The 25,998-nt window shown below is 52.9% G+C and carries 26 protein-coding genes; 7 read left to right on the top strand and 19 right to left on the bottom strand.

The annotated features are described in order from the left end of the window. Nucleotides 1–109: 109 nt before the first annotated feature. From GTQ55_RS12145 to GTQ55_RS12130, 4 genes are all read right to left on the bottom strand, one after another. The gene (locus tag GTQ55_RS12145; RefSeq protein WP_161858979.1) at nt 110–1,441 is read right to left on the bottom strand and encodes an erythromycin esterase family protein; all 1,332 of its coding nucleotides are present in this window, start codon (nt 1,439–1,441) and stop codon (nt 110–112) included. Between the two features lie 293 nt (nt 1,442–1,734). Continuing rightward, complete coding sequence (locus tag GTQ55_RS12140) at nt 1,735–2,202, bottom strand: GNAT family N-acetyltransferase (RefSeq protein ID WP_237567661.1); 468 nt, start codon at nt 2,200–2,202, stop codon at nt 1,735–1,737. A gap of 88 nt (nt 2,203–2,290) precedes the next feature. Continuing rightward, the gene (locus GTQ55_RS18080) at nt 2,291–2,395 is read right to left on the bottom strand and encodes an excalibur calcium-binding domain-containing protein (RefSeq protein WP_202620614.1); all 105 of its coding nucleotides are present in this window, start codon (nt 2,393–2,395) and stop codon (nt 2,291–2,293) included. 23 nt (nt 2,396–2,418) lie between these two features. Beyond that, nucleotides 2,419–3,102 carry a winged helix-turn-helix transcriptional regulator gene (locus GTQ55_RS12130; RefSeq protein ID WP_161858978.1) on the bottom strand — a complete coding sequence of 228 codons (684 nt, stop codon included), beginning with the start codon at nt 3,100–3,102 and terminating at the stop codon, nt 2,419–2,421. Between the two features lie 173 nt (nt 3,103–3,275). Between GTQ55_RS12130 and GTQ55_RS12125 the strand changes: the two genes are divergently transcribed. Beyond that, nucleotides 3,276–3,500 carry a tautomerase family protein gene (locus GTQ55_RS12125; RefSeq protein WP_161858977.1) on the top strand — a complete coding sequence of 75 codons (225 nt, stop codon included), beginning with the start codon at nt 3,276–3,278 and terminating at the stop codon, nt 3,498–3,500. A gap of 113 nt (nt 3,501–3,613) precedes the next feature. Here GTQ55_RS12125 and GTQ55_RS12120 read toward each other — a convergent pair whose 3' ends face one another. The 5 genes from GTQ55_RS12120 to ftrA form a co-directional block, all read right to left on the bottom strand. Continuing rightward, on the bottom strand, nt 3,614–4,090 hold the full coding sequence (locus GTQ55_RS12120; protein WP_161858976.1) for a YcxB family protein: 477 nt from the start codon (nt 4,088–4,090) through the stop codon (nt 3,614–3,616). A gap of 157 nt (nt 4,091–4,247) precedes the next feature. Continuing rightward, complete coding sequence (locus GTQ55_RS12115) at nt 4,248–4,811, bottom strand: NlpC/P60 family protein (RefSeq protein ID WP_161858975.1); 564 nt, start codon at nt 4,809–4,811, stop codon at nt 4,248–4,250. 302 nt (nt 4,812–5,113) lie between these two features. Further along, a complete protein-coding gene (locus GTQ55_RS12110; RefSeq protein WP_161858974.1) occupies nt 5,114–5,689 on the bottom strand; it encodes a hypothetical protein in 576 nt (191 codons plus the stop codon). 6 nt (nt 5,690–5,695) lie between these two features. Beyond that, complete coding sequence (locus GTQ55_RS12105; RefSeq protein ID WP_161858973.1) at nt 5,696–6,409, bottom strand: AHH domain-containing protein; 714 nt, start codon at nt 6,407–6,409, stop codon at nt 5,696–5,698. Nucleotides 6,410–6,550: 141 nt separating this feature from the next. Continuing rightward, on the bottom strand, nt 6,551–7,504 hold the full coding sequence (gene ftrA, locus GTQ55_RS12100) for a transcriptional regulator FtrA (protein WP_161858972.1): 954 nt from the start codon (nt 7,502–7,504) through the stop codon (nt 6,551–6,553). Between the two features lie 118 nt (nt 7,505–7,622). Between ftrA and GTQ55_RS12095 the strand changes: the two genes are divergently transcribed. From GTQ55_RS12095 to GTQ55_RS12070, 6 genes are all read left to right on the top strand, one after another. Then, a complete protein-coding gene (locus GTQ55_RS12095; RefSeq protein ID WP_161858971.1) occupies nt 7,623–8,039 on the top strand; it encodes a rhodanese-like domain-containing protein in 417 nt (138 codons plus the stop codon). A 5-nt stretch (nt 8,040–8,044) separates the two neighbouring features. After that, nucleotides 8,045–8,497 carry a GNAT family N-acetyltransferase gene (locus GTQ55_RS12090; RefSeq protein ID WP_161858970.1) on the top strand — a complete coding sequence of 151 codons (453 nt, stop codon included), beginning with the start codon at nt 8,045–8,047 and terminating at the stop codon, nt 8,495–8,497. 483 nt (nt 8,498–8,980) lie between these two features. Continuing rightward, a complete protein-coding gene (locus tag GTQ55_RS12085; RefSeq protein ID WP_237567927.1) occupies nt 8,981–10,459 on the top strand; it encodes an arylsulfatase in 1,479 nt (492 codons plus the stop codon). Between the two features lie 714 nt (nt 10,460–11,173). Beyond that, nucleotides 11,174–12,340, top strand: coding sequence for a hypothetical protein (locus GTQ55_RS12080; protein ID WP_161858969.1), 1,167 nt, complete (start codon nt 11,174–11,176; stop codon nt 12,338–12,340). Nucleotides 12,341–12,457: 117 nt separating this feature from the next. Then, complete coding sequence (locus GTQ55_RS12075; protein ID WP_161858968.1) at nt 12,458–13,834, top strand: M24 family metallopeptidase; 1,377 nt, start codon at nt 12,458–12,460, stop codon at nt 13,832–13,834. Nucleotides 13,835–14,084: 250 nt separating this feature from the next. Then, a complete protein-coding gene (locus GTQ55_RS12070) occupies nt 14,085–15,668 on the top strand; it encodes an amidohydrolase family protein (protein WP_237567660.1) in 1,584 nt (527 codons plus the stop codon). 152 nt (nt 15,669–15,820) lie between these two features. Here the strand turns inward: GTQ55_RS12070 and GTQ55_RS12065 are convergent, their stop codons facing one another. The 10 genes from GTQ55_RS12065 to GTQ55_RS12020 form a co-directional block, all read right to left on the bottom strand. Beyond that, on the bottom strand, nt 15,821–16,195 hold the full coding sequence (locus GTQ55_RS12065) for a potassium channel family protein (RefSeq protein WP_161858966.1): 375 nt from the start codon (nt 16,193–16,195) through the stop codon (nt 15,821–15,823). A gap of 228 nt (nt 16,196–16,423) precedes the next feature. Beyond that, complete coding sequence (locus tag GTQ55_RS12060; RefSeq protein ID WP_161858965.1) at nt 16,424–16,645, bottom strand: hypothetical protein; 222 nt, start codon at nt 16,643–16,645, stop codon at nt 16,424–16,426. A 243-nt stretch (nt 16,646–16,888) separates the two neighbouring features. Further along, the gene (locus GTQ55_RS12055) at nt 16,889–18,433 is read right to left on the bottom strand and encodes a hypothetical protein (protein WP_161858964.1); all 1,545 of its coding nucleotides are present in this window, start codon (nt 18,431–18,433) and stop codon (nt 16,889–16,891) included. Nucleotides 18,434–18,540: 107 nt separating this feature from the next. Then, nucleotides 18,541–19,257, bottom strand: a complete 717-nt coding sequence (locus GTQ55_RS12050) for an NYN domain-containing protein (RefSeq protein WP_161858963.1) — start codon at nt 19,255–19,257, stop codon at nt 18,541–18,543. A 77-nt stretch (nt 19,258–19,334) separates the two neighbouring features. Further along, a complete protein-coding gene (locus GTQ55_RS12045) occupies nt 19,335–20,009 on the bottom strand; it encodes a DUF2314 domain-containing protein (RefSeq protein WP_161858962.1) in 675 nt (224 codons plus the stop codon). 184 nt (nt 20,010–20,193) lie between these two features. Continuing rightward, the gene (locus GTQ55_RS12040; RefSeq protein ID WP_161858961.1) at nt 20,194–20,469 is read right to left on the bottom strand and encodes a hypothetical protein; all 276 of its coding nucleotides are present in this window, start codon (nt 20,467–20,469) and stop codon (nt 20,194–20,196) included. 555 nt (nt 20,470–21,024) lie between these two features. Further along, on the bottom strand, nt 21,025–21,591 hold the full coding sequence (locus tag GTQ55_RS12035; protein ID WP_161858960.1) for a hypothetical protein: 567 nt from the start codon (nt 21,589–21,591) through the stop codon (nt 21,025–21,027). 1,033 nt (nt 21,592–22,624) lie between these two features. Beyond that, nucleotides 22,625–22,951 carry a hypothetical protein gene (locus GTQ55_RS12030; RefSeq protein ID WP_161858959.1) on the bottom strand — a complete coding sequence of 109 codons (327 nt, stop codon included), beginning with the start codon at nt 22,949–22,951 and terminating at the stop codon, nt 22,625–22,627. A gap of 550 nt (nt 22,952–23,501) precedes the next feature. Further along, complete coding sequence (locus tag GTQ55_RS12025; RefSeq protein ID WP_161858958.1) at nt 23,502–23,765, bottom strand: hypothetical protein; 264 nt, start codon at nt 23,763–23,765, stop codon at nt 23,502–23,504. A gap of 925 nt (nt 23,766–24,690) precedes the next feature. After that, nucleotides 24,691–25,896, bottom strand: a complete 1,206-nt coding sequence (locus GTQ55_RS12020) for a ribonucleotide-diphosphate reductase subunit beta (RefSeq protein WP_237567926.1) — start codon at nt 25,894–25,896, stop codon at nt 24,691–24,693. Nucleotides 25,897–25,998: the final 102 nt, after the last annotated feature.

The following is a 25,998-nucleotide window of genomic DNA, read 5'->3' as shown; positions in this document are numbered from 1 at the left end:
GAAAGATGACAGTCTGGCATCTGCAGCAATGGTGGGTTCAGCGAAGTGGACCTGTGAATTCGGCAAGACTTTGAAGGGCGCCCGGTGCTGTCCGTTTGGCGTCCATCGTTTAAATGCCGAAGGGCCAGGTCTCCGGCGGCTCTTGTTCGTCCCAGCCTTCGGTGAGGTCCAGGGGTTCGAGTGCGGTGGTCTCATTTAGGTGAAATACCACATCGAACTGATCGCGGATATCCACGTCGAAATAGTGGCTTTGGCGCTCTGTTTCCGGCCGGTAAATGACGCCAATGGCCCGTTCTACGAGTGGCTCGCGCAGGGCATCACCCTGCAACTGGCTCATATCGAGGTAAAAACGGTTGAGCCCGCTTTGATGAAACAGTGCCTCGACACTGTCCTCCAATGCGGGTCTTACCCAGCGATGGTCGGCGGGGGCACCCCACTCTTGAGCTGCGGTGACATGTCCGGTGTAGGTGGTAAATCCCACCAGCAAAGCTTCGCCAGCGGCTTTCTCGCGCACCAGCTGGCCCACATTGAGTTCTCCCCGTTGCACGGCTTCTGTGGCTCGCGCATCACCCAGGTGTGAGTTGTGCGCCCAGACCGCGATGCGTGCCGGTCTTCCGCGCTGCCGCTCGATGTGGCGTCGCAGTGCCAGCAGAGTATCCACCATGTGTTCGTCACGCAGGTTCCAGGTGTTCACGCGGGTTGAAAACATACCGCGGTAGTAGGCTTCCGCATGCTGCACAACGTGCGCATTGCGTTCGGCATAGAACTGCTCGTCTTCGGCGAGGAGACCACCCTGTTGCAACCACTGAGTGCGCGCCTGCATCATCTCCAGTACCTGCTCCACCGCCTGCTGCTGACAGGATTCACTGATGCCCATGGCGGCGGTATACCCATAGCGTTGCGGGTCGCCGTGATGATCCATACAGGCATAGCGTTCGCGCGCACGTTGGGCGGCCTCCGGGTCGACCGTGTTGAGGTACGACACCACGGCATCGGCGGAGCGGTACATGCTGTAAAGATCCATGCCGTAAATACCGGTCTGTTGCTCTCCGGGTCTGTCGGCATTCCACCCTTGCAGCCAGTCGACAAAGGACTCCATCACGGTATTGCGCCACATCCACAGCGGAAAGCGTTCGAAGGCTCCGAGTGCGTCTCGCGCGCTGGCATCACCGTCGAGCCCGCGCACAAACCGGTTGATGCGATAGACGTCGGGCCAGTCCCCTTCGACGATCACGGCGTCGATACCCTGCTCCTCGATCATGCGCCGGGTAATCTCCGCCCGGGTGTTATAGAAGTCGTGGGTGCCGTGACTGGCCTCGCCCAGCAGTATGAACTGGCGATTCGCGGCTTTTTCGAGCAAGGCATCGTAGTCACCGAAACTGCCGTTGAGGGGCAGGGCGTGTTGGCGCACAGAAGCCAGGGACGAGCGGGAATCGGCCATAAAAGCTCCCCTATCATCTCGCGTAGAACGGATGGTTCGCGGAAAGAACGGAACCTGTTGAGCGAAAGTGTAGGGTGACTATCGCGCGGTAAATACCACTGGCAGACTGTCTGGTCGAGCAGGTGTGGCCGAAACCGGCTACTCAGATTCTTGGAGCGCTAGTTGCGGCAGTTGAGGGCCGTCCTGTTTGAGCAAGCGGCATCAAATTCGATCCGCGATCAACAGGCGTTTATTCTTCAATGTTGGTTCCCTGTCCCGTCTTGTGCGAGCCGGGAAATTGCAAACTGACCGATTTACACAATTGGCATGGTAAGGAAGGTGCTGTAAGGATCGTCCTGATAATCCCCGAAAGGACCGCAGGGCTCAAATCCAAACTTCTTGTATAAGGCTATCGCTGGCACAAACGCTTCATTAGTGCCGGTTTCCAGGCTCACGCGTTTGTAACCGCGAGACCTGGCCTCGGCGAGCAACGTGGATAATATCTGTTCGGCTACGCCTTGCCTCAGATAGGGCTTGGCCGTGCGCATCGATTTCACTTCACCGTGATCGGTACCCAGCTCTTTGAGTGCCCCGCAGCCGGCGAGCTCTCCATACGCTGAAGCCCGCCAAATGGTTAACGCGGGGTCACGCAGCCGTGAAACGTCAAGGGCATGTATGCTTTCAGCCGGAGAATATAAAAACATCTCCTCGTGATGCTGTCGTAAAAGGTCCACAACGCTCCCATCCGACAGGTCATCGATCTCTATTTCGAACTTGTTCACGACTGGTTACTCCGATTTCCGATACGGTTCCGTATAAATCCCACCGAAGGCTTGGCCAGATTACGGGTTATCTTTTGCGTTGGTGAATTTAGAAGCGCGAGTCATTTTCACAGGGGATGCCATTCCGATCACCATCCATTTTTGTATTTGGACAGTTCCTGATGAAGAACTCGGCCTCTGCACGTGAGGTCATTTGGCTGTATTGAGCCCTCTGGATCATATGGTTCTTGCTGACGGTATTCCCGCAAAGACACTATCGGATAGCCAGCTCTGGATATTACGAGTCAACGCTGAAGGCCCGACCGCCTTTAATCGTTTTTCTGCAATTGCCTCACGGTAGCTTTCGTCACCCATCCAGCAACCCACCATAGTGCGAAGATCGGTAGTAAAGTACACATCGACATCCTGCCCCGGATCTTCCAGGCAGATGTCCACATTGCACCCCTTAACAAGTAACCACCAACTATGGAGTTTTTTTAAGTCGGTAAATCGAAACTGAATAACCGATTGATTACCGGGCAGCATGTCGGTCTTGATGCTGCGCTGCAGGTAGAGCATCAGCAGCTCGACATCCAGGTCGCTGTCGCGAATATCACCCCGCGCCCAGCGCATACCCCATTCACCCACGGTTTGTAAAAGGGGCAGGGTTTCCTTCCCAGCCTGGGTTAAAAAGTACTCATTACCCCGCTGCCCAGGAATTTTCTTTCGGATAATAAGTTCCGCACCCGCCAGCTCTTTCAGGCGCTTAGTAAGGATAGTGGGGGAAATTAAGGGTAAGCCGCGCTGCAACTCGTTGAACCGCGAGCCTCCCATATGCAGTTCGCGCAGAATCAACAAGGTCCAGCGCTCACCTAAAATGTCCATTGCCTTGGCAACCGGGCAGAATTGACCGTATTCCATACGTTCTCCGAGTTATTAATCCCTTACTTCGCGAGTTGCAGTTAGTTACTACATAAAACGTAGTTAAATACTACACCTCGCAAAGAGACCACGACAAGCTCTCCGCCCTAATCTATACACATCGGAACACGGTGTTCTGAGAACGCAATCAATACTCTACCAGGAGAACTAACATGCCTTTAATTACCGTCAATCTGATCGAGAACGTTTTCTCTCAGGAAGAAAAAGCCGAAATCATCACCCGCCTGACCGACACCATGGTCGCTATTGAGGGCGAAAACATGCGCTCGGTCACCTGGGTAAAAATAGAGGAGGTGCCAGAGGGGCAATGGGGAATCGGTGGGATGGCACTCACCGCGCCGATGGTACACAAGTTACAGAGCGAAGGTGGGTTGTAACCACCCGCCATACAGGCCGGGCACTACGCCCGGCCTGCGTTGTAACGCGCGCCGTAAGCGGCGGCATTAGTTTTATCTGAGTCCAATATTCTTTTCGCAGAACCTCACGAGTATTAGCTATTGGCTCTGGTGACAATTTCACTTGCCAGATCCGCAGTAAATAACGATTTAGACAAGTAGTGCTGTCCACCGGATTTAGACACGACAATCAGCCCCAACTCGGTTTCCATGACACGTTCGATATCCGACCACAACAGCGCTGTTTGCGTGTGGTCACTCTGAGTCGTTATCCCGCGTTCATCGATCGTCAATGTCACTTCACTACCAGCACTTTTGCCCCACATCTGCCGTGCCAGCCACCAGGCCCGCCGGAATCGAATATGCAGAAGCTCCAGAATTGCGAAAGCGATAAGCATGTAGCCAAGCACTTTGGGCTGCTCGGTAAAAATCAGAGACCCTGCACCCGCAGCCAGCATTAGAGCTGGAAACAGATAATTGGGCTTGGCGCCTTTGCCATAGGGCAGAGACTGGTCGAAACACTCGGCCAGGTAATCTCGAGATAAGGTGAATTGTGTTTTGAAAGGTTGCATGAAGAAGATTAAATCACTGTATGCCGTGGGGGAATATTGTACAGGCAGGTGGCACAATTTCCGATACCGGCCAACACCTGATCCGCATTAAGGGACGAAGCGGCAACTGGATCCACCTAGGCGATCGAGGGTCTGTGCGCAGTGGCACTCTGCGCAATCAGGACTCACTGCCGGATTCGATTACCAGCCTGCGCGCCCGCCAATAGCGGCTTTTCCAGTAGTAATCCGACAGGTCAGATATGGTGACGCCCTTGGATACGGAGGCGTGCAGAAACTTGCCCTCCTCAATGTAGATCCCCACATGCCGGCCCCGGCGACCGGTCCTGAAAAACACCAGGTCTCCTGGGCGCAGCTGGCCCTGTTTGATGGCCTCACCGGCCACGGCCTGGTACTGAGTGGTGCGGGGCAGCTGAATCCCCATGTGGTCGCGGTAGATGAGGTAGACCAGTGCCGAGCAGTCGACACCGCGCCTGCTCATACCGCCCAGTCGATACGGAATGCCCTTCCACTCCTGGTGCTGCTGGTACAGGCTTGCTTTGACCAACTCGTCAGGTGAGGGGACTGGCTCGGACTTGGGTGGTTTTGCTGGCTGCGGGTGTTCTTTGGCGGGGCTGTATGAGGGGCTGGCAGTGTCTACCGGCGAATTCTGATAAGGGGCCATGCTGCAACCGGCCGTTGTGAGCATCGCAAGGGAATAGGGCAGTAGCAGTCTTCTTTTCATTGGGGTACATCAGTGCCAACGCAGCAAACAGCGTCCGCGAGGTGCGGGCGAGTTTGGTTTTGAGGATGGCACCATGGTACCGGTTCTAGCTGAATAGGCGCTGAACCGCGAACCTGAGTATGTGAAGTTTCCCCCAGGTGAGTTGTACGTTTTTTGAGCTAATTGCCCGGTGGAGTAACGACAGAGCACGCAGCGAAACTACAGCTGTCAGTCGACGATAGGGCGTCGGGCAATTGAGGGCGCGCTCCGGAAGTTGTTGGGTCAGGTGTCAAAGCTTTACTCTGACACCCATGATCCTGCATTCAGTACTGCGGCACCAAATTTTCATCGAATACCACACCGGTCAGATTGAAGTCTTCTACAGCATGCATAAACCGCTCGTTACAGAATACCGTCAGGCAGGATTCGTAACGGGACTTGAAAACGGGGAGAGTTTGAGCCGAATTCCTGAAAGCGAGATTGAGTAATTGAATTGGGATTTCACCCTGTGTTTCATACTCACTCATGCTCAGGTCTTCTTCACCGAGTTGAGTACAGTTGAATATAAAGAAAGTATCATTTCCTACCGTTACCGGTAGCAATTCACCGTAACTCTTCAATGTGTCGCTCAGGTAGCGATGCGCTTTAGGTGAGAGTACCAAGCTCGCCCCAATCCAGGCACTGATATCTGGAATGCCTTTGTCGTTAACGCCTTCATTGCAGACAAAGCGGGTATCAGGAGTCTGCCACCATTCAGCCAGGCGGCTGTTAGTGCGACTGAAGTCCATCACCGCATCCGGGTCGATATCTTCGGGCGCATAGCGTGCGATATCGAGCAACGTCAGATCCAGGCTCTGGTATCCAAATCCGTCATTACGTATTGCGTAGATCTTGCTCATATAGGGTCACACGTTCTTGATGGCTTGAACGGCCGTTTTAGGTTCGTTGTCCTGTAAGATACGGCCAATAACCTGAAGCTGTGTCTTGATCATATCAATGTTGTTCAGGCGCTGAACCCGTTGTGCCATCCACTGTTCGTATTCGTGTGTATGGTATTTCAGGTGCCCCCTTGAGTTTGGCATTGACCAGTGCGGCGTATCTTTGTCTTTGCAGACGAGAAAGACACCATTCGCCGGGTCGTTGATTCTGATCCCGTGTCGATGGAGGTGCATACGCGTATTGGTGGTTACGACCTTCAGCTTACCTTTCCCGGGCACGATATGGTGGGCGGTGTGTTGTGGGCTGGGTTTCGGTATGCCCTCAGCGCGCATGTGCTTTTCAAGTACTTGTGTTGGGTGATGCTTCTCATTACTCATCGTGCTGATAGCACTTGCCCGCTCCGCCAAGCTACCTTTTGTTGCTTGTAACCCCCGGTTTCGATATGCCTCCAGCTGGGCTTGGACATCGGTCAACGTGTTGATGTAGGTGCGCTCCTGCTGTAGACATTTAAGGGCTTTGTCGCACTCCACTTTGCGCTGCTGCTCGGTCAAGGTTTGATCATTTTCCTTGGCGTAGTGCTCTTTTGCCATGGCCTCGTAGTTCTGAATCGCAGCTTCGAGCGATGTCATCTCATGGCGGAATTTCGTAATCCGAATGCCGTTGTGGTACTCCAGTTCCATACATAATCCTTTATTTCAGCGGCTCAACCTGTAGAGATTGTATCTTAGAGATTTTCCTCCGCACAGCTTGTTCGGGTTGCTCATTTGGTAAAAAGGGTGTCAAAAAATTTTACTCTGACCCCAATTATTATGTTGCCTGCATCAGGCAGATTCGGCAAAGCGACGTCGGTAGGCTGCGGGCGAGGTTTGCAGCTGTTCGCGAAAGTGGTGACGTAGGTTTTCCGTCGAGCTGAACCCGGATTCGGCGGCGATCTGTTCGATGGAGCGGCTGCTGGTTTCCAGAAGGTTGCGTGCGCGGTTGATACGCTCGCGCAGAATCCACTGTTTGGGGGCGCAGCCGACGGTTTCATGAAAGCGACGGACCAGCGTGCGCGGGCTCATGTTTGCCCGCTCCGCCAGGGCTTCGATGCTGATCTCCCGATGCAGGTTGCGGCGAATCCAGTCGAACAGCGCGGAGATCTCGGCTCGCTTTTGTGGCAGAGGCGCCTCCACAAACTGCGCCTGGCCGCCGTCGCGGTGCGGCGGTATTACCAGCCGGCGCGCGACCTGGTTGGCGATGCGCGCACCGAAATCCCTTCGCACTATGTGCAGGCAGAGATCAAGGCCGGCGGCGCTGCCGGCCGACGTCAGCAGATCGCCCTCGTCCACATAGAGCACATCCGGTTCTACACAAATGCTTGGATAGGCCGCAGCCAATTGCGACGCATATCGCCAGTGGGTAGTGGCGCTTCGCCCATTCAACAGCCCGGTCGCCGCCAGCACGAAAACCCCGGAGCAGATGGAAACCAGCCGCGCGCCGGCGGCGTGGGCATCGAGCAACGCGTGCCGTAGCTCCTCTGGAACCGGCACGTCGGCACCCTTCCAGCCGGGCACAACGATGGTGTCTGCGCGTTTCAGATCCTCCAGGCTGCCATCGGCCAGTACCTGAATGGCACCGGTGGCCCTGAGCGGGCCTGGTTCCACGGCGCAGACCCGGAACTCGTACCATTCGGCCAGCTCCGGGCGCGGCAGACCGAACACTTCCACGGCCACGCCGAACTCAAACGTGCACAGGCCGTCGTAGGCGAGCAGGGCGACAGAGTGGTTCACAGGCATCCATGAGCTCCTTTGGTAGATTGGCAGAAAGTATACGAACCTTGTCAAAAATGCCACTTACCGGGTTCGGTTGCGCCGTCGACAATACGAGCACACCAACCGATACAAGGACTCCCCTGTGAACGAACTTCTTAGCAACCCCAGCACCGCGGTCAGCAAAACGCCGGTTGCCCGTGCCCCTGAGGCCGCAGCGCATTTTACGGCGAAGCTGGCGTTTGAGACCGACTGCGCCGATGTGTGGTACGCGATGAATCACCAGCAGCCAGACTTCGTTCTGGTGGATGTGCGCATGGAGACATTGTTCGCCACCGGTCACCTGCCCGGTGCCATTAATATCCCCACGCGCAAGCTCATCCCGGCGCGCCTCGCGGAATATTCCGCTGATACGCTGTTTGTCGTCTACTGCGCGGGTCCGCACTGCAATGGTTCCACCAAGGCGGCACTGAAGCTGGCACAGCTCGGGCGACCGGTGAAGGAGATGATCGGTGGCGTTACCGGCTGGCTCGATGAAGGCTTCGAACTCGCGCGGGTATAGGTGTTATGGCAATAGTGATCAGGCCGGCGACGCCGGCCGACATTCAGGTTTTGATCCCGCTCATTGCTGAGCACGCGGCCTATGAGGCCGATCATTTTTCGCAGAATACAGAGTTTGCCGAGCGGCTGGAGGAGGCTGCCTTCGGTGCGCAGCCGCGGGTGCAATTGTGGCTGGCATTGGATGCGGAATATTTGCTCGGTTACGCCGCGACCACCCGCGAATTTTCTACCTGGTCCGCGGCGGAGTATCTGCACCTCGATTGCCTCTATTTGCGCGAGACCCGACGTGGAGAGGGCATCGGCCGGCAGTTGATCAATGCAACCGTCGATTACGCGCGGCAACGAGGCCTGAAAGAAATGCAGTGGCAGACGCCCGAATGGAACCACCGCGCCATTGAGTTCTACCGGAGCTTGGGTGCCCAAGCGCTAGAAAAGCAGCGCTTCTACCTGGAGGTATAGGGGCTGCCGAAGCCTTTCTAAGTTCACCATTTCGCCTATTAGCTCTTTTTATTTTTCTTGATATCTCTGACCTAATATAACTTACCTTGGCCCCGCTTCTAGTAAGCAGCTGGGCGGTTGGCTGGAGCACTTCCAGCTCAATACGTATATTGCCCGCTGGGAAGACCGCAGCCTCAACGCGGATGTCTATGGCTCAGTTACCCTGGACCAGAAAGGTGGTTTATAGAGCGCATCCGCATGAAAGCGGTGTCACCCGCCACCGACTTTTCCTTTGATTTCCACGACCTCGACCTGATACGGGTGGCGGCACTGGAAGACGCGGAGTAAGCCAAACCCCGAACCCGCGCTGCGGCCGCAACTGGCGGCTTTTAAACTACCGTCTCCCACGCTTTCTACTATTTTGGATTTACTGATTTTTACTGGTAAATCCGGAGGTGGAAAGTGTGGGCTGTGGGAGCTAAAAAAGGTCTGGGGTGCCAATTCCTGGCGATTTTTCTCTTTATTGCGTTCATTCCCCTCAAAGCGTTTTGCGCCGACAAACCGAATATCCTGGTGATTTTTGGTGACGATATCGGCTGGTACAACCCGAGCGTGTATAACCTCGGCATGATGGGGTACAAGACGCCAAACATCGACCGCATTGCCAAGGAGGGCATGCTGTTTACCGATGCCTACGGCCAGCAAAGCTGCACCGCAGGCCGCGCGGCATTTATTACCGGCCAGTCGCCGAAACGCACCGGATTGCTGAAAATCGGCATGCCGGGAGACCCCATCGGCTTGCAAAAGGAAGATCCCACCATCGCGGAGTTGTTGAAGCCGTTGGGGTACATGACGGGGCAATTTGGCAAAAATCACCTGGGCGATCTGGATAAGTTTTTGCCCACGGCCCACGGCTTCGATGAATTTTTCGGCAACCTGTATCACCTGAATGCGGAGGAAGAGCCGGAAAATCCCGATTACCCCAAAGACCCGGCGTTCCGTAAAAAATACGGCCCGCGCGGTGTCATCAAATCTTCTGCCGACGGCAAGATTGAGGATACCGGTCCGCTCACCAGCAAGCGCATGGAGACCATTGACGAGGAGTTTCTCGCGGCGACGCTGGATTTCATCGACCGCGCACACGCCGCCAACAAGCCGTTTTTTGTCTGGTTCAACTCGACCCGCATGCATATTTTCACCCACCTGAAAAAAGAATCTGTGGGCAAAACGGGTAAGGGCATTTATGCGGACGGGATGGTGGAGCACGATGGCCATGTAGGCCAGCTGCTGCAAAAACTGGATGACCTCGGCATTGCGGACAATACCCTGGTCATCTACACCACAGACAACGGCGCGGAGAAATTCACCTGGCCGGATGGCGGCACCAGCCCGTTCCGCGGTGAGAAGGCCACGACCTGGGAAGGGGGCGTGCGGGTGCCGCTGATGGTGCGCTGGCCGGCGGCGATCAAACCGGCGCAGGTGTCCAATGAAATCATTTCCCACGAAGACTGGCTGCAGACGATTCTGGCCGCCGCCGGCGAGCCGGATATCCAGAATAAATTGCTGAAGGGATACTCCGCCGCCGGCAAAAAATTCAAAGTGCATCTCGATGGCTACAACTTTTTGCCCTATCTCACCGGCAAAGAGGAAAAAGGTCCACGGGATGTATTTTATGCCTTCGTCGACGATGGCAGCCTGGGTGCGGTGCGTTATAAAGATTACAAATTCAACCTAAGTACGCAGACACACCACGGTATTGGCGCCTGGTTTTTTGCCCAGGAAGGTCGCAAGGCGCCGTTGATCATCAACCTGCGCGCGGACCCGTTCGAGAGCGCACCGGTGGATTCCGCCTACTACGACGATTGGATGGTCCGCCATATGTTCATCATGGTCCCGCTGAAAGATCTGGTGACAAAACATATGGACACCTACAAGGAGTTCCCGCCACGGCAGGAAGGGGGCAGCTTTACCCCCAAACAATAATTGTGGATCACTGAATGCTGACCGGGGCCCTGGGCTGGACTGTGTCGACACTCTGCTGAGCGATCGGCTGGAGTACTTCCAGTCCAATGCGTTGATTGCCTGTTGGGAAGAGCGCAGCCTCAATGCGGATACCGGTGTCTCGTTTCCACTGGACCCGATACGGGTGGCGGTTACTGTATGTCACGGAGTAATCCAAACCCTGCACCCGCGCTGCGGCCGCAACCGGCTACAGCGCAGGTCTCTGGATTACGTCAGGGGGGGGGCAATCCGCGCGACAGCATGGCGGGCGAGGTGCACGTGGTTGGGGACGTCTGGAAAGATGGCGGCGTCGATGAAAAGGGCGATCTTTTGCTTGATTTCGTCCATCTTACTTCTATGGTTGTTTTGGGTCGAAGGCTAGTTATAGGTCAAAGTTTTTATCTGACCCATTAATTTTGGGTTCGAGAGCCTGTCTGTTCGCCCGCCAGTTCTAAAAAAATACCAGCTTTGCTGGGCGCAGCTGCCCCCGTTTGATGGCGCCGCCGACCACGACCAGATACTGCGTAGTGCGGGGCAGCGAAACAGCTAAGACGAAGATTAGGAGACGGGCGAATGGGCGATAGAGTCTCGGAGCAACGGACAGCGCTCAATTGGCTCCGAGTCTGCACGAGACCTGGCACCCTGTTGGTGGTGCTACTTCTCTCCGGCTGCAGCACATACGGGCCGCAGCTCATCGTGAATTCCCATATCGAGTACAACAAGGCCGTCGAGCAGGTAATCCAAGAGGAACTTCTGCTCAACATTGTTCGCCGACGGTATTACGAAGCGCCTCAGTTCGTGACGATTTCGAGCATCAGCTCGACCATGAGCACTTCGACCGTCATATCCGGAGATTCCGCTTTCGGCAACGAGGGGACGCCCACGACGGGCAACATTGGCGGCAGTGTCGGCTTCTCCGATTCGCCGACCGTCACCATCACGCCCCTGCAGGGCACCGAGATCCTCGGACCCCTGACCGCGCGGATGAGTGTCAACACTCTCGCGAAGATGGCCAACGCCGGCTACCGCTTCGATTTTTTGCTGTCATTGACGGCCGAAGGCCTGACCAGCGTGCGCGGGCCGCAAGCCGGTGTCGGCACCGATTTCCGGCCGGGTGATCCGGAGTATGTTCAGCTCATCGAATCGATAGGCCGGCTGATCGACAAGGGCCAGCTCATCGTCGGGACCTTCAGCTGGAACGATCCCTACAGCGACATCAGCTACGATCGCGATCAGATCACGGTCGAAAACCAGCTTACCGCGATCGCCCTCGGCGGCGGCACCGGCCGATTCCGCAGCTACGACGGCGGAAAGACTTATTACTTCACCGACAAAAACAATTATCCGGCCATGTGGATTGATTCGGATGCGCGAACCTCGGGCGACGGCAAGCGCGTAATCGAGCTCCTGAATTTGCAGCCCACCCCCCTGAAGCGAGTCTGGTCCTTTGCGCCGAGCCGGGTCGTCGCCGGTACGGACTTCGAAAACCTGACCGACGATCCGCGGCCCGAGATCAAGATGCGGATGCGCTCCTTCTACTCGGTGCTGAACCTGCTCGCCTTCGGCATCAATGTCCCCCCGAAGGACGAGGAGGAACGCCGGGCCTTCACCAAGGCCTCATACGATCAGGCGGTTCGCGAGGGACGCGCGATAGATATCTCTGACAAATTCGTCGTGTATTCCAGCGGCGAGCGCCCGGCGAACGCCTTCGTCGCCGTGAAGCATCGCGGCAGCTGGTTCTACGTGGATGATCGTGATTACGCCTCCAAGCGCTTCTTCAATGCGGTCTACGACCTCTTCAATATGGAGATCGCCCCCTCGGGTGGCGGCGGGGGGCCGATCCTGACGGTGCCAGTGAAATAGCGCCGGCGATCCGACCGCCGCCAGCGGCGAGTAATCGATTTGAGGGGACAGGTCCTTACCTCCTCTACTCTCTTCGAGATAGGGACCTATTCTCAACTGTAAACAAGGAGGTGTGCTTTGAAAATTAGTAGGAGACAGTTTGGCCAGTTGGCAGCGGTATCCGCTGCCGGTTTGATGCTGCCCGGGCTGGCCCAGGCGAAGGCCGAAAAGGGCACGAACTCCTTTGCGGCCCCCGCGTCGGGTAAGAATATTCACCCCTTGCTGGCCAAGCGCGATCAGAAGGCTATTCTGGCCCGCATTCAGGGCCTCATGAAGCGCGACGGGATTGGCGCGCTCATTATCGTGAAACCTGAAAATGTAGCCTATTCGACGGGCTACGTATCCAGGTTCGCCTATGGACCCGATGTTCCAGCGGGAAGCCAGGCAGTTGCCGTTATTCCGGCAAAAGGGAATGCCCACCTGTTCGTCGACTTGATGGAAAGTGATGATGCCCCAAGAATGACCAACGATGTTGAGGTCTCGGCCATGCCGGGATTCGTTTTCGTAGACGATGGGACACCCGAGTCGCGCAAGGAACGCAGCGCGACCATTGACCCACTGGCTGGGTTCAAAGATGCTTTGAAGGCCGCCCAAGACATGGCTTCCAACGGCAAGATCGGTATCGAGAAGGGCGCGTTGCTCGGAGGGCTTCTGGCCTATCTCAACAGCCAGGTGAAAGAGGATCAGTCCGTAGACTCCGATGACTTGTTATTTGAAGCACGCCTGATCAAGACACCCTGGGAAATCGATATGCTGCGCATGGCGGCCCAGCACTGCGAGCGCGTCCAGTCGCGCGTGGCTAAGCAGCTTGAGCCCGGGATGAATGCCTTGGTTCTCGATAATATGATCATGTCGGCAGCCTGGGAAGAAGATAAGGAATTCTCTTTGTCCGGCATGGCCTACCAGATCGGCATCGGACCTTATTGGGGCGTATCCGCATCGCCCCGGAACTACGTGATCAAAAAGGGCGATCTTATTCGTATTGATGGCGGCGGGACCCATTTTGGGTACATCTCTGACATCACGCGCACCTGGGCCGTTGGCGGTTCGCCGAGCTCCAAGCATGAAGAGACATATGACGCATTGTATGCCGGGTTCCAGAAAGGCCTTACATTGCTCAAGCCTGGCGTGAAGATGTCGGAAATGTATGCCGAAGTACGGGCAGAAGTGGAAAAGTCTCCAATCTTTCCTAACTACGCCCGAGGCCACGTGGGGCACAGCATCAGCCTCTCTCCGTTGCTCGAGGATCATCCACTGTTCGCCCCCGGTTTTGATGTCGAATTCCAGCCGGGTATGTGCGTGAGTTTAGAGACCTCCTATATGGCTGCGCAGGGCGCCTATGCACCGGGACCCTACAACATAGAAGATTCCTTTGCGATTACCAAAAATGGATATGAGCGGTTCACCACAGTGCCGGATTCGCTGGTGTGGAATGGGAGCATACCGAAAGGATAGGAACGCGTTCTCCTCGATAGGAAAAACAGAGTAGGAAAAACAGTGCCAGTGGTGACTTTGTAACTTAGTGGGCTTTGTCGCGTTGGCGGTTCATGGCGCGAGACTGGGGTCAAACCCTGCTTAGCGAAGTAAAAATTCCTTAACCCGCTAGGATCATGGCTGCCCGCCGCGAGAGGTGTATCCGGCTCGCTGAGACAGTCTGCCCTTCCGGCTCCAAACAAAAAGGAGCTATGCGATGAGAAAGTCATTTATGAGCAAAGTGCTGACGATGCTAATGGCGCTAGCGCTGATCGGAGCGGTTACAGCCCACGCGCAGGACTATGACGTTGTGCTGAAGGGTGGGCGGGTCATGGACCCAGAGACCTCGCTCGATGCGGTCATGAATGTAGGCATCAAGGACGGCAAGATCGCCGCGGTGACCAAGGATGAACTCTCTGGCAAGGAAACCATCGATGTGAAAGGGCTCGTGGTTTCGCCGGGCTTCATCGACACCCACCAGCACAGCCTCGACATTGCCGATGGCCGGCTTGCTGCGCAGGACGGCACCACCACCCACATGGAGTTAGAGTTCGGCCGCAGTCCCGTAGCCGAGGCCTACAACATCGTGGAAAAGCGCGGCGGTCACCCAATCAACTACGGCTTTTCCTCCAGCTGGCCCATGCGGCGGGCCGAGGTCATGACGGGCTTCAAGGGCGAGGCGACCTTCGAAGGCCTGACGGAGGCTTTCGAAGGGTGGGGCGAGACGGTCTCAAATCCCGAGCAGGAAAAGCAGATCCTGGCGCTGATCCAGAAGGATCTTGACGATGGAGCCCTCGCAATCGGCTACCCCCCCGCCTACGGCAGCGGTGCCGGCTTGAAGGAGGCGATCAAGCTGTGGAAGAAGGCGGCGGCCAACAACGTGCCGGTTTCGGTCCATGCGCGCTATCAGTCCATGCTTGATCCGAAAAGCTCGGTTGAAGCCATGAACGAGATGCTAGGCCTGGCCGCTTCATCGGGCGCCCACGCCCTTGTCTGCCACATCCAACTGCTCGGCCTGAGCGATCCCTACATGATGCTCGACGTCATCGACGCCGGTCGCAAGGCCGGGCTCAGGCTCACTACCGAAGTCTATCCCTTCGGCGGCACCGCTCCACCGATATCCGCCGACTACCTGAAATGGGAGAACTCCGATGAGCGCATCGGCTTCAAGTGGAACGAGATCCGTACCGAGAAGAAGCCCCACTACACGTTCAAGGATAAGGCCGACTTCCAGAAGTACCAGAAGGAACATCCCATTGAATTCGTGCAGATGGAGTATATCGACGAGAGCACGCCCGAGGGCCTGGCCGCGATGCGCGCCGCGGTGACCTTCCCCGAGACCATCCCGGCCGCCGACGGAACGCCCATCGCATGGAAGGGCAAACCCAAGGGCGCGGACAAATTGGGGCTAGGGTCCGGGGTTGATATCTGGCCCTTGCCAAAGGATGCCGGCGGCCAGCCGCGAACCACCAGCACCCACGCGATCATCCTGGGGAAATGGGTGCGAGAGCAGGGTGCGCTGACCCTGATGCAGGCGATCGCCAACTCCACCTATGTTCCCGCCAGGGAACTGGGCCCACACATTCCCCAGTTCAACACCAAGGGGCGCCTGCAGGTCGGCATGGACGCGGACATTACGGTGTTCGACCCCAAGACCGTAAAGGCCAACGCCACCTGGGACGATGTCGCAGCGCTCAACGACGGCTTTCATCACACCCTCGTCAACGGCGTCTTCATTTTGAAGGACGGCAAGATCGTCACCGAAGTCCTGCCGGGAAAGCCGATCCGGCGTTCGCCAAAGGGGCACGACGAATAGAACGCAAATGCCAGATACGAAGAAAGGAAAAAGGTTAGGAATATCGGGGTCAGAATATCGCGGTCAGGGTAACAGTATGGCGCGATATTTCTCAGTGCTCTCCCACGTCAAAACGTTACTCTGACCCCAATTATTGAATATTTTGCAAGATGTTACTTTGCACTATCACTATCCATTTTGATCTTACGTTTTAGTAACATTTCTTTTTTCTGGTTCAAGGTCATCAAAACTATTTTTGTATTTAATGACACAAAAATTCCAACACTTAAAAAAGTAAAAATGATTGTAAATATTTTTGAATATTCAGTTGTTGGTACTAAATCACCATAACCAATCGTCGACATGGTCATTACCGAAAAGTACAATGCATCGACTTTACTCCAACCTTCAATACCTGAATAAAAAAAAGTTGAACCAATTAACATTGTTACGAGTAAAAACAATAAAATTCTGAATTCCTGATCGTCTTTTATTCCAACAACAACGGCTTTCAACAACTTAAAAATATTAATAAGAAAACTGACCATAATTCCTCTGTAACGATATTGATTTCAATTGCTAGAATGATGCCTCATTCACATAACTTGGAGCCTTAGCCAATTGTCTCCAGGTCGATCGTTGTCAAGGAGTCAGGCTGCAAAGATAAAGTCCCGCGAGGGGCTTTATCTTCGAGTTTGGAGCTATAGGCGATTAAAGCTCATCGTCAAAGTATAAATAGTATTCGCTAAATATATCCTGAACGACAGGTTCATTGTTCAGGTCGGCCAGGAAGATTTGCAGGGAAGTGGTAACAAACTGCTTGTCTTCATCATCCAGTTTCGTTTGTTGCGACGCATACAGGTTGTGGCGTCGACGCCCTCCAGTTTGTATTCGTATTCAGCGATGATCTCTCCCTGTACGCGAACAAAATACTGTACGGCAACCTGGTCTCCTCCGACGATAGGGGTGAGTCCGAGTGTGCTGGAAGATAGCATCATGGTTGCGAAGCTGGAGGCATCAGAATTTCTTTTTTTCGTCACCAAGGCAACGACGCCAATGGGCAGCGTGCCGACATTGTTATCAATACTTTCGAATGCAGCTTCTTCCTTGAGTATTCCGTAAAGCTCATCATTGTATTCTGAAGCAGCGAAATAAAGAATATTGGGGTCAGAGTAACATTATGGCGCGATATTTTTCAGTGCTCTCCCACGTCAAAACGTTACTCTGACCTCAATTATTGCTCAAATCGACGCAAGCAGTTGCTCGAACCACTTATGCCAAAATGCTTTAGCCTGTTCCGGCATTCGTCCAATTGCCGCTTCGAGTGCTTTCCTTTGTTTTGGGTAAGGGGCAAAAAGGCTGAGGTTATTGTATCTTTCGGACCAAGCCGAGACTGCCTTTCTCAACATCTGCTCTTTATTCACAGCGGAACTTTGAAAACCCTGTGTATCGTCTCCGATCTGACGCAAAAAAAATGCCAGGGCCTCCCATTTATCCATAATCGCCGTTAGCTGGATGCAGGTTTGAAGAGTTTCAGGTGAGTTTGACTGCTTGAGAATTGTCTCAAGCTCAGTGGCGCGAGGCCTTATCGAAAGTCTTTTCGCTAATACCATTGCCGTGCGCATCATGCCCAGGGAATCATCGAAGAATGCGGCGACAACATGCGGCTGCACCATGTCTTCGTCCAGTTTGGCAAGGCATTCCAGAGCTTCGCGGCGCACGCTGGTAAATTGTGAATCCAGCTTCGTAGTTGCGATTTCCACTGCTTTCTCATGGTGAATTTTGGTCACACCCCAGAGTGCGATTATCTGTTGTCGCGCAGTGGGTGCCTGCAGCAATTTTGTATACGCTTCGGCGACTGGGAATTCGCGTTCAAGTAGGTGCCTCACAGCGATTTCACGAACACTGGTATTGCGGTCGAACAGGAAAGGTGAAACTTCAGCGGCAGGCGGGGAGCGTTCCAGTAGTAACCTCATTGCGATTCTGCGTATGGGCGGGAACTTGTCTTGCAGAGCAACGGAGAGCGCTGGCCGTATCTCTGATTCTGTTAGTTGAGTCAGGCACTCAAGACTACTTCTCCGTATATGCCAATCGGAGCTTTCAAGTCCGATTGACAGAAGTTCCTGCGGGAGGAGAATCTGCCTGTCCAGTAGCAAATCGTAACAAGCGCGGGCGACATTGATATCGGGGCTGCCGAGCCCGGCGATCAAGTCTGTTTTACACACAGACTTGGTCAGGTGGTTTTCAACGGCGCAGATAACCGGCTGGTGATTATCCCGGCCGCGCTCGGCTAGCCGATAAATTTCTGGTAGAGCGTTTACCAGCTCCGCACAGTTTCCAGGTTTCAGCAGACGGAGGAACACTGCCTTGGCGACATTCCGTACTTCAGGAACCCAGTCATTCAGACGCTCAATCAGAGCGGACAGTATTCCGGGTGCATCCAGTGATTCGAGCCGGCGAACGGCCTCTTCGCGCCGATAGCCGTCCCAGTCTCTTGTATAGGTCAACAGTTTCTCTACCGAGGTATCATCAGGAATTCTTCGGGAAGGGGGAGGCTTATGACGATCGACAGGCTTGGAGTTTTGTTTGCGCCTTTGAATAGGCGCATTTGTGGAGGTGTTACCTGTAACTTTTCGGGACGGTGATGGTATTTTCTGATCAACAGATGTTGATTTGTGTTTGCGCTTGATTGTAAGCGTATATATAGCCGCCAGAATTCCGCCGATAAGAACTATGCCGAACACCAGCATTAGAATGAATTGAAGATTTGTAAGGATGCTATTCATCAGATCGATTTGAAGTCGCTTAACTGGTGGTGCAGGTCAAATCTTCGGTATGTATTTTTTATAGATTCAACGTCAAGTTTGTTATCTGCTCGTTTCTTCCATGCTTTTCAGCTCTTTTTGCTTTTTCTGGCATCCCTAACCAGGTACGACTTGCCCTGGCCCCGCTTCAATTCGAACAGGTCGATGGCCCGGAACAGGCTGCTCAGGTTTTTGAAGCCGTAGTTGCGGCAGTCGAAGGATGCCCTGTTGGAAATATTGGAGCCAACTGCACCGAGTTCAGCCCAGCCATCGTCGTCCTCGGTGGCCTCAATGGCTTGCCGTAGAAGGTGGATCAATTTGGTGTCCGATTTGATGTTCTTGGGCCTTTCACCGTTCTCTTCCTTGACGACGTCTGATTTGTCGAGGAACAGAAACTTCGAACAGGCGTTCACAAAGGGCATCGGCGTCTTGCGCTCGCCAAACCCGAGCACCACCTTGCCCTCGGCCAGCGCCCTGGTCACCATCGGGGTAAAGTCACAGTCCGAGGAGATAAAGCACATCACGTCGATATCCTTGGTGTACATCACATCCATTGCATCGATCACCAGCGCGATATCCGAGGCGTTTTTGCCCTTGGTCAGGTCGTACTGCTGCACCGGCTGGATCGCGTGTTCGTGCAGCAGGTCTTCCCAGCCTTTTAGGGTCGGTGATTTCCAGTTGCCATAGGCCTTGCGAATGGTCACCACGCCGTATTTGGCTACCTCGCTCAGAACATCCTCGAACTTGCCTGCCGGGGCGTTGTCCGCATCGATAAACAGGGCAATTTTCTGCTTGATTTCGTCCATTTTTTAACCTTGGCTGTCCTCGGGATAGGGCGAGATATACGTCAAAACTTTCATCTGACCCATTTATTTTCAATTATTCATTCCACAATATCCCAGCTAGGAAAGCGAAGAAATGTATATGTGTACTTTTCCTTGCCGTCTTCTGACGCTGAGCCGCCTAATGTCTTCGACAGGTAATTAGCTACCTTTTGTTTGATCTCAACCGGAACAACGTCGATTATTTCTTGCTTTGTATATGGGTTAAGAACTGAAACAACCTCAAAGTGCGAGAACTTGCCGTTTTTTGGCGTCATTCTAGAAATAAATGCGGCATGCCCAACCTGAAATAGATCCAGTGTCTTTCCTTGGAGATTTCCCTCTTCGGTTCCATCCGGATTTACTATTAGCCAATCAACAACCTTATTATTAACAACTTCTATGACATCTCCTGAATTAAAATCGACCCTTCCCATTGGCTCACTAGCTATCGTTCCTTTGTAGGCGCCATCCTTTATGTTTGATACTTTTACATAAACCTGTTCGTAGAATTCACCTTGATGCAACCGCGTTACCACATAAAACGTACGTCCCTCCCTATTTTCAAGTTCGCCGTTAAAGTAAGGCAGTTCACTACGGGACTTCTCTTCATGCTTATCTAGGATTCGACGAACACTCTGATCGATTCCGGTCGGCATATCCCCATAATTTGTCTCACCTGCCAACGAAAGAGTAGATGAGAGTAGAAAAAAGATGATCGGTAATAGTTTATTCATGGCTTCTTATGTTCTGAGGTAAGATTCATAAAGCCGCGAGCAGCAGCATCTTAATTTAGGCGCTTTGTGAACGTAAAAGGAGGCGGCCTACGAATAAAGCTCACAAGGTAAGCTGTCCGGTGAGGATCAACGTCGGGCTGCCGTACCTTGTTATGCTGTGAAGTTCCAAAACCAATTTAGAAGCCTAAGCATCAGGATTGTCCCTTGCCATTGCTGGGCCAGACCCTGTGAAAGTTTGTGCTGGTTTTGGCTTTGGTTTTTGTTTAGATTCTTCATTACTTCCTTCGCGCTTCTGCGAGGAATCAATTTGTTTTGTATCAGAGCTACTCAGCTTTGGAAAATCTTTAGCATCCTGAATAGAAGGGGCTATCAATGAAGTCCCTGTTTCCTTTTCATGCTTATTCACATCAGTTTGCGCATATACGATTGAGGAAAATAAAAACATTAGGACCGGAATCATAGTGATTATCTTTGCGTATGGCTTCATTTTTATTGATCATTGGAAAACGAATGGATGGTTGGCAGCGTAGCGCCCGCGTAAGGCGCGACTAGCGGCGCGTCGATTTTTTGTTAAATTGTGAGCGCGGCGAACAAAAAGCGAAGCAAAGCTTACGGAGTCGTTCTTCACGCGCTTGTTACATGTTTTACAGCAGCTAAAGCTTTGCGCCTACTAGAAAGTATCTACCCCAAGAAAAAATCAAACATACAGCCGATACAAGAGTGGTTGTCTGCAGGAGCAGCCACTCAGAACCAGGTTCCGCTTGGCCGACGACGATGAAAGCCCTATAGAGGGCTTCCATGAAAACTCCTACGAGTAATATTGAAAATGCTTGCGGGCAAATAATCAATGAAATCGTGAAAAATCGCTTTAATCCGGAAATCATTTTGATGGCCATGTAACGCCGCCGGCAGGGGCAGCTTACCTTGTGCGCGTTTTACGCAAAAATGGGAGCGAAGCGACCTGCGCAAAACGTGCACAAGGTAAGCTGTCCCGCGGAGGGCCGTAGGCCCGGAGTCAATTGCCCGGCCTTGTTATATTTTCCAGGCGGAGTTCATAGGGGATATCAAAGTACAACGTTCCTTTTTCATCTTCTATGTAATACGGCTGACTATTCGGAATTTCGCTTGCCTCAATATACACATTTTCCGGCATCAAATATTTATTTAAGTTACTAAGCTTTGTAGTTCCGATAACCATTTGATTGCAGTAAGGAATTAAAACTCGCACAACGCTTCCATTAGAAGCCAACAACTCGACGGGGCGAGGATCATTTAACTGACGCATACTCCATCCATTTCCTTTCGTACTGCATTGCGCATCATAAAATTCTTGGCAGATAAGAGTTCTTGAAACTTCAGCTTCAGCGTGAATATTTTTAAAACTCACACGGTATTCGACTGGCTCTGACGGCGCTTCGCGAGGTATCTTTGCATCAATGCAATTTACTGCGTAAGGAATCGCCGTGCAGCCTGTGACCGAAAATAAGATTCCTATTATTAGCAGATACGAAGGCACGATTTCTCCTGAAATATAACGCCCAGTTTTGCGGCGGTTACGGCGAACGAGTTTTGTGCTATCCAAGCGCAAAACTAGGACGCGGTGAAGCGTCCACAACAACGCCTTGTTAGGCATCGCCCGCTTGCCAAATATCATTCGATTTATATGCATATAAATAAAGAGCTATATATTGAGGCAAAAACATTAAAAGTGAAACCGCCTGCCCTATTAAGTAGTATGTCCACGGAATATCCTGCCGATAGTCAATGTGGGTTAAATAAGGGTACGCGAACACAAATGCTATCGAAAAGCAAAAATATGCCTTCCAGTGAACTCTTTGAAATAATTTCTTTTTCAAGAGAAAACCGACTATCCCTAATATGGTGATTGGTATGCTAACAATGCTCAAGTACTCAGCGAGTCCGAGCTGCGGCTGCTGGATTAGAGAGTAATTACCCCATATCGTTAAACATGCCCAAAATACGAAATATAAAAACCACCATTTTGATCTCCTATTTTCCTTTTGGCTTCTTGTTTCGAGAACGGTTTGTGGTGTCAGAATATATTTCTGATTTCATAAAAATGCCTAACGCCGCGCTCAGCCGCGGCTAACTTTGGGCGCTTTATGCGCAAAAATGGGAGCGAAGCGACCTGCGCATAATGTGCGCAAAGTAAGCTGTCCGGTGGAGGCCCTCAGGGCCGTAACGAATTGCCTCGCCTTGTTATATTTTACTGCAGTCTCGGGCCGCTCTCTGTTTTTTAAAATGCAAAGATAGAACCACAAGCATCATGCCGACGCCCGCGGCACCGATAAAACCGGCCCAATAATCTGAGCTCAAACCAAACAAGAAATCGCTACTATTGCTCCTGGCTACTATCGGTGCAATGACCGTTGGAATAAGACCAATGATTGGCACAAGGGCAGCTAGTGAAAAATTTCTCATACCTTATTTATCCTCAATCCTTAAGGTTAACGAAAATATAACGCCGCCGGCAGGGGCAGCTTACCTTGTGCGCGTTTTGCGCGAAAATGGGAGCGCAGCGACCCGCGCAAAAGGTGCACAAGGTAAGCTGTCCCGCGGAGGGCCTCCGGCCCGGAGCAAATTGCCCGGCCTTGTTAACTGTTTTCGAGGCACTGGTACACACCTGAAACTGACGCTGGGAATTTTGGGGCCTCATACTTCCCGGTTGCTGGATTCAGTGAAAGCGCATCTCCATACATCTCATGCCGCTCCGCATAGCGAATAATCTTAAATTCTTTAAAGTTACATTTTTCTTGTACTCGCTGAAGCCAAAGCGCCCTCACATTTGAAAAACTTTCACCATCCGGAACCGGGATAGAGAGATTTTCCTTTACCCCTGGAACCTCTTTTTCCCTGGGAATTGCGGCATTGACATTAGCGAAAAACAGCATCATTAAAAGAGCAATTATATATTTGTTCATTCTGGCTACTTTACAGTTAACGCCGCCAGCAGGGGCAGCTTACCTTGTGCGCTTTTTGCGCAAAAATGGGAGCGTAGCGACCCGCGCAAAACGTGCACAAGGTAAGCTGTCCCGCGGAGGGCCGAAGGCCCGGAGCATCCTGCCTGGCCTTGTTAGCAATTGGATATCTGTACATAGGCTGGCGCTTACATTTCAGCTGCTTTAGAGCCCCGACGGACCTCTGATACAAGCAAAGAAACCGCGAAGATTACGCTACACAAAATACCCAATAAAAGTAGGTAGTTTTCCTCGAACACTTGGGGATTCCCAAGCCCCCTGCCCAACTCAAAGCCCAAGATATAGATCCCGGCAAGGCAAAATATAGTTAGCGTAGTGATTTTAAATAATTTGAACATCCTTGCTCTCTAAAGATTGCTAACGCCCGCAACAGGGGCGACCAATGCTATGCACATTTTGTGCGAAACTGGGAGCGCAGCGACCTGCACAAAATGTGCATGGCGTTGGGCGTCCTGCGGAGGCCCGAAGGGCCGTAGCATACTGCTTGCGCTTGTTAGGTTTTACGCGCCGCGCCCAATGAATGATGTCCTCGGCACTCATGATAAAGATCAGAAACATTCCGTAATTTATATTTTTTCCAATGGCTATCAGGTAGTTTTTCCCACTCACCGCCCATTACTTGGCCGGAGGCAGAATAAAAAACGATGTGATCCATACCGTTCTTAAACTTGAAGAAGACAATATAAGGGTGACCACCCTTATAAATTTTTTCATCCTTATCCCAATCTGGGTATCGCTGAATTGCGAACCCTTCCAACCCAGGATTTTTTCATGAATATTCATAATTTCCCACCCGCAAGGTGGCGGGAGGGAAGCATTTGCTAAAGATGAAGTAACCAGAACAAAAATAGACAGAATATATTTTTTCATATGACTGATTGAAACCTAACGCCCGCAACAGGGGCGACCAATGCTGTACACGTTTTGTGCGAAACTGGGAGCGCAGCGACCCGCACAATACGTGCACAGCGTTGGGCGTCCCGCGGAGGCCCGAAGGGCCGGAGTATTCTGCTTGCGTTTGTTAGGGTTCATACCCGCTAAGCTCGATAATTTTTCTAACGTAATCCGCCTCTCGTATATCCGTTCGCTCAGACCACGCGAAACTGAAAGGCAACACCAGCGTACATAGATCCAGCTTGCTGTCGTCTAGAAAGAATATGTACTCTCCAGATAACTCAAGGGGAAGCGAGTTTGAATCGCCACTAATGATAAGACGATCATCTATTTCACCCTTAAGCTTTGCAGTAATACTCAACTCGTAGCTAAATCTTTGAGCATAAGAATTTCTCGGAGAGTACTCCCCCTTCATAACGCGTGCAACAAACACGTTTTTGCGATCACTCCAATTCTTATCTATATCTAAATAATTTTCTGGACACTCCCATCCGTACGCATTGAGAGTGAAAAGCAGCATAAGAAAATTAATGAATATTCTCATTTCTACCCGGAACCCTAACAGTGTTATTCAGAAGCGTGTCTAGATGTAGACACTTGGGTATATGCAATGGTGTCTAAATATACACACGTGTGTCTATATGTGCACATCTGCGTTCCCCTCAACGGCTTGCAAATCTGGCAAGCATAAAAAAAGCGGGCATTACGCCCGCTTCAATAACTCTCATCCTGTGAGCGACTCTTTCTTGTAGGTATTCCTTATCTACAGTCGATGTGTATTCAGTGGCTTACCACTGCAGTGCACCGCCAGTCTGGTATTCGATAACCCGCGTTTCGAAGAAGTTCTTCTCCTTGCGCAGGTCCATGATCTCGGACATCCACGGGAAGGGGTTCTGGGCGCCCGGGAACTGTTCTTTCAGGCCCAGCTGGCTCAGGCGGCGGTTGGCGATGAAGTGGAGGTATTCTTCCATCATCGCCGCGTTCATGCCGAGTACGCCGCGGGGCATGGTGTCGCGGGCGTAGGCCACTTCCAGTTCCATGCCTTCCAGGATCATCTGGGTCACTTCTTGCTTGAACTCTTCGGTCCACAGGTGCGGGTTTTCCAGTTTGATCTGGTTGATGACGTCGATACCGAAGTTCAGGTGCATGGACTCGTCGCGCAGGATGTACTGGAACTGCTCGGCAACGCCGGTCATCTTGTTGCGGCGGCCCATGGACAGGATCTGGGTGAAGCCGCAGTAGAAGAAGATGCCTTCGGTCACCGCGTAGAACGCGATCAGGTTGCGCAGCAGTTCCTGGTCGGTTTCCACGGTGCCGGTCTTGAAGTTGGGGTCGCTGATGGAGCCGGTGTGCGCGAGGCTCCAGGCGGCTTTCTTGGCGACGCTCGGTACTTCGCGGTACATGTTGAAGACTTCACCTTCGTCCATGCCCAGGGACTCTACACAGTACTGGTAGGCATGGGTGTGGATGGCTTCTTCAAACGACTGGCGCAGGATGTACTGGCGGCATTCCGGGTTGGTGATGTGGCGGTAGATGGCCAGCACCAGGTTGTTGGCTACCAGGGAGTCGGCGGTGGAGAAGTAACCCAGAGAGTATTCCACGATGCGACGCTCGTCCTCGGTCAGACCGTTGGGGTCTTTCCACATGGACACGTCTTTGTTCATGTTTACTTCCTGCGGCATCCAGTGGTTGGCACAGCCGTCGAGGTATTTCTGCCAGGCCCAGTCGTACTTGAACGGTACCAGCTGGTTGAGGTCGGCGCGGCAGTTGATGATGCGCTTTTCGTCCACCTGGATACGGGCAGCGCCCATTTCCAGTTCTTCGAGGCCCGGGGCCGGGTCCAGTTCGCTGACGGCGGCGCGTGCGGCTTCCACAGCGGAGGAGGCGCTGCCCTGGGCCGCGGTCGATGCCGGGGCACTGCTCGCGCTATCTGCCTGGTAGCTAGCGCTGGGTTCGGTGACTGCCTGCTGCTCGGATTGCAGCGCACCCGGCATCGGTTGCGGTTCGGCTTTTTTGGGTTCGGGCTTGGTATCGATATCGTCCCAGCTCAGCATGACTTCCCCTTTTATTTTCCGTGTGACCCTTGTGCGGGCATT

This window comes from Microbulbifer hydrolyticus (assembly GCF_009931115.1).
GTDB classification, from domain to species: Bacteria; Pseudomonadota; Gammaproteobacteria; order Pseudomonadales; family Cellvibrionaceae; genus Microbulbifer; species Microbulbifer hydrolyticus.
The sequence above is the reverse complement of the archived record's forward strand: the minus strand, read 5'-3'. Positions and strand labels throughout refer to the sequence as shown.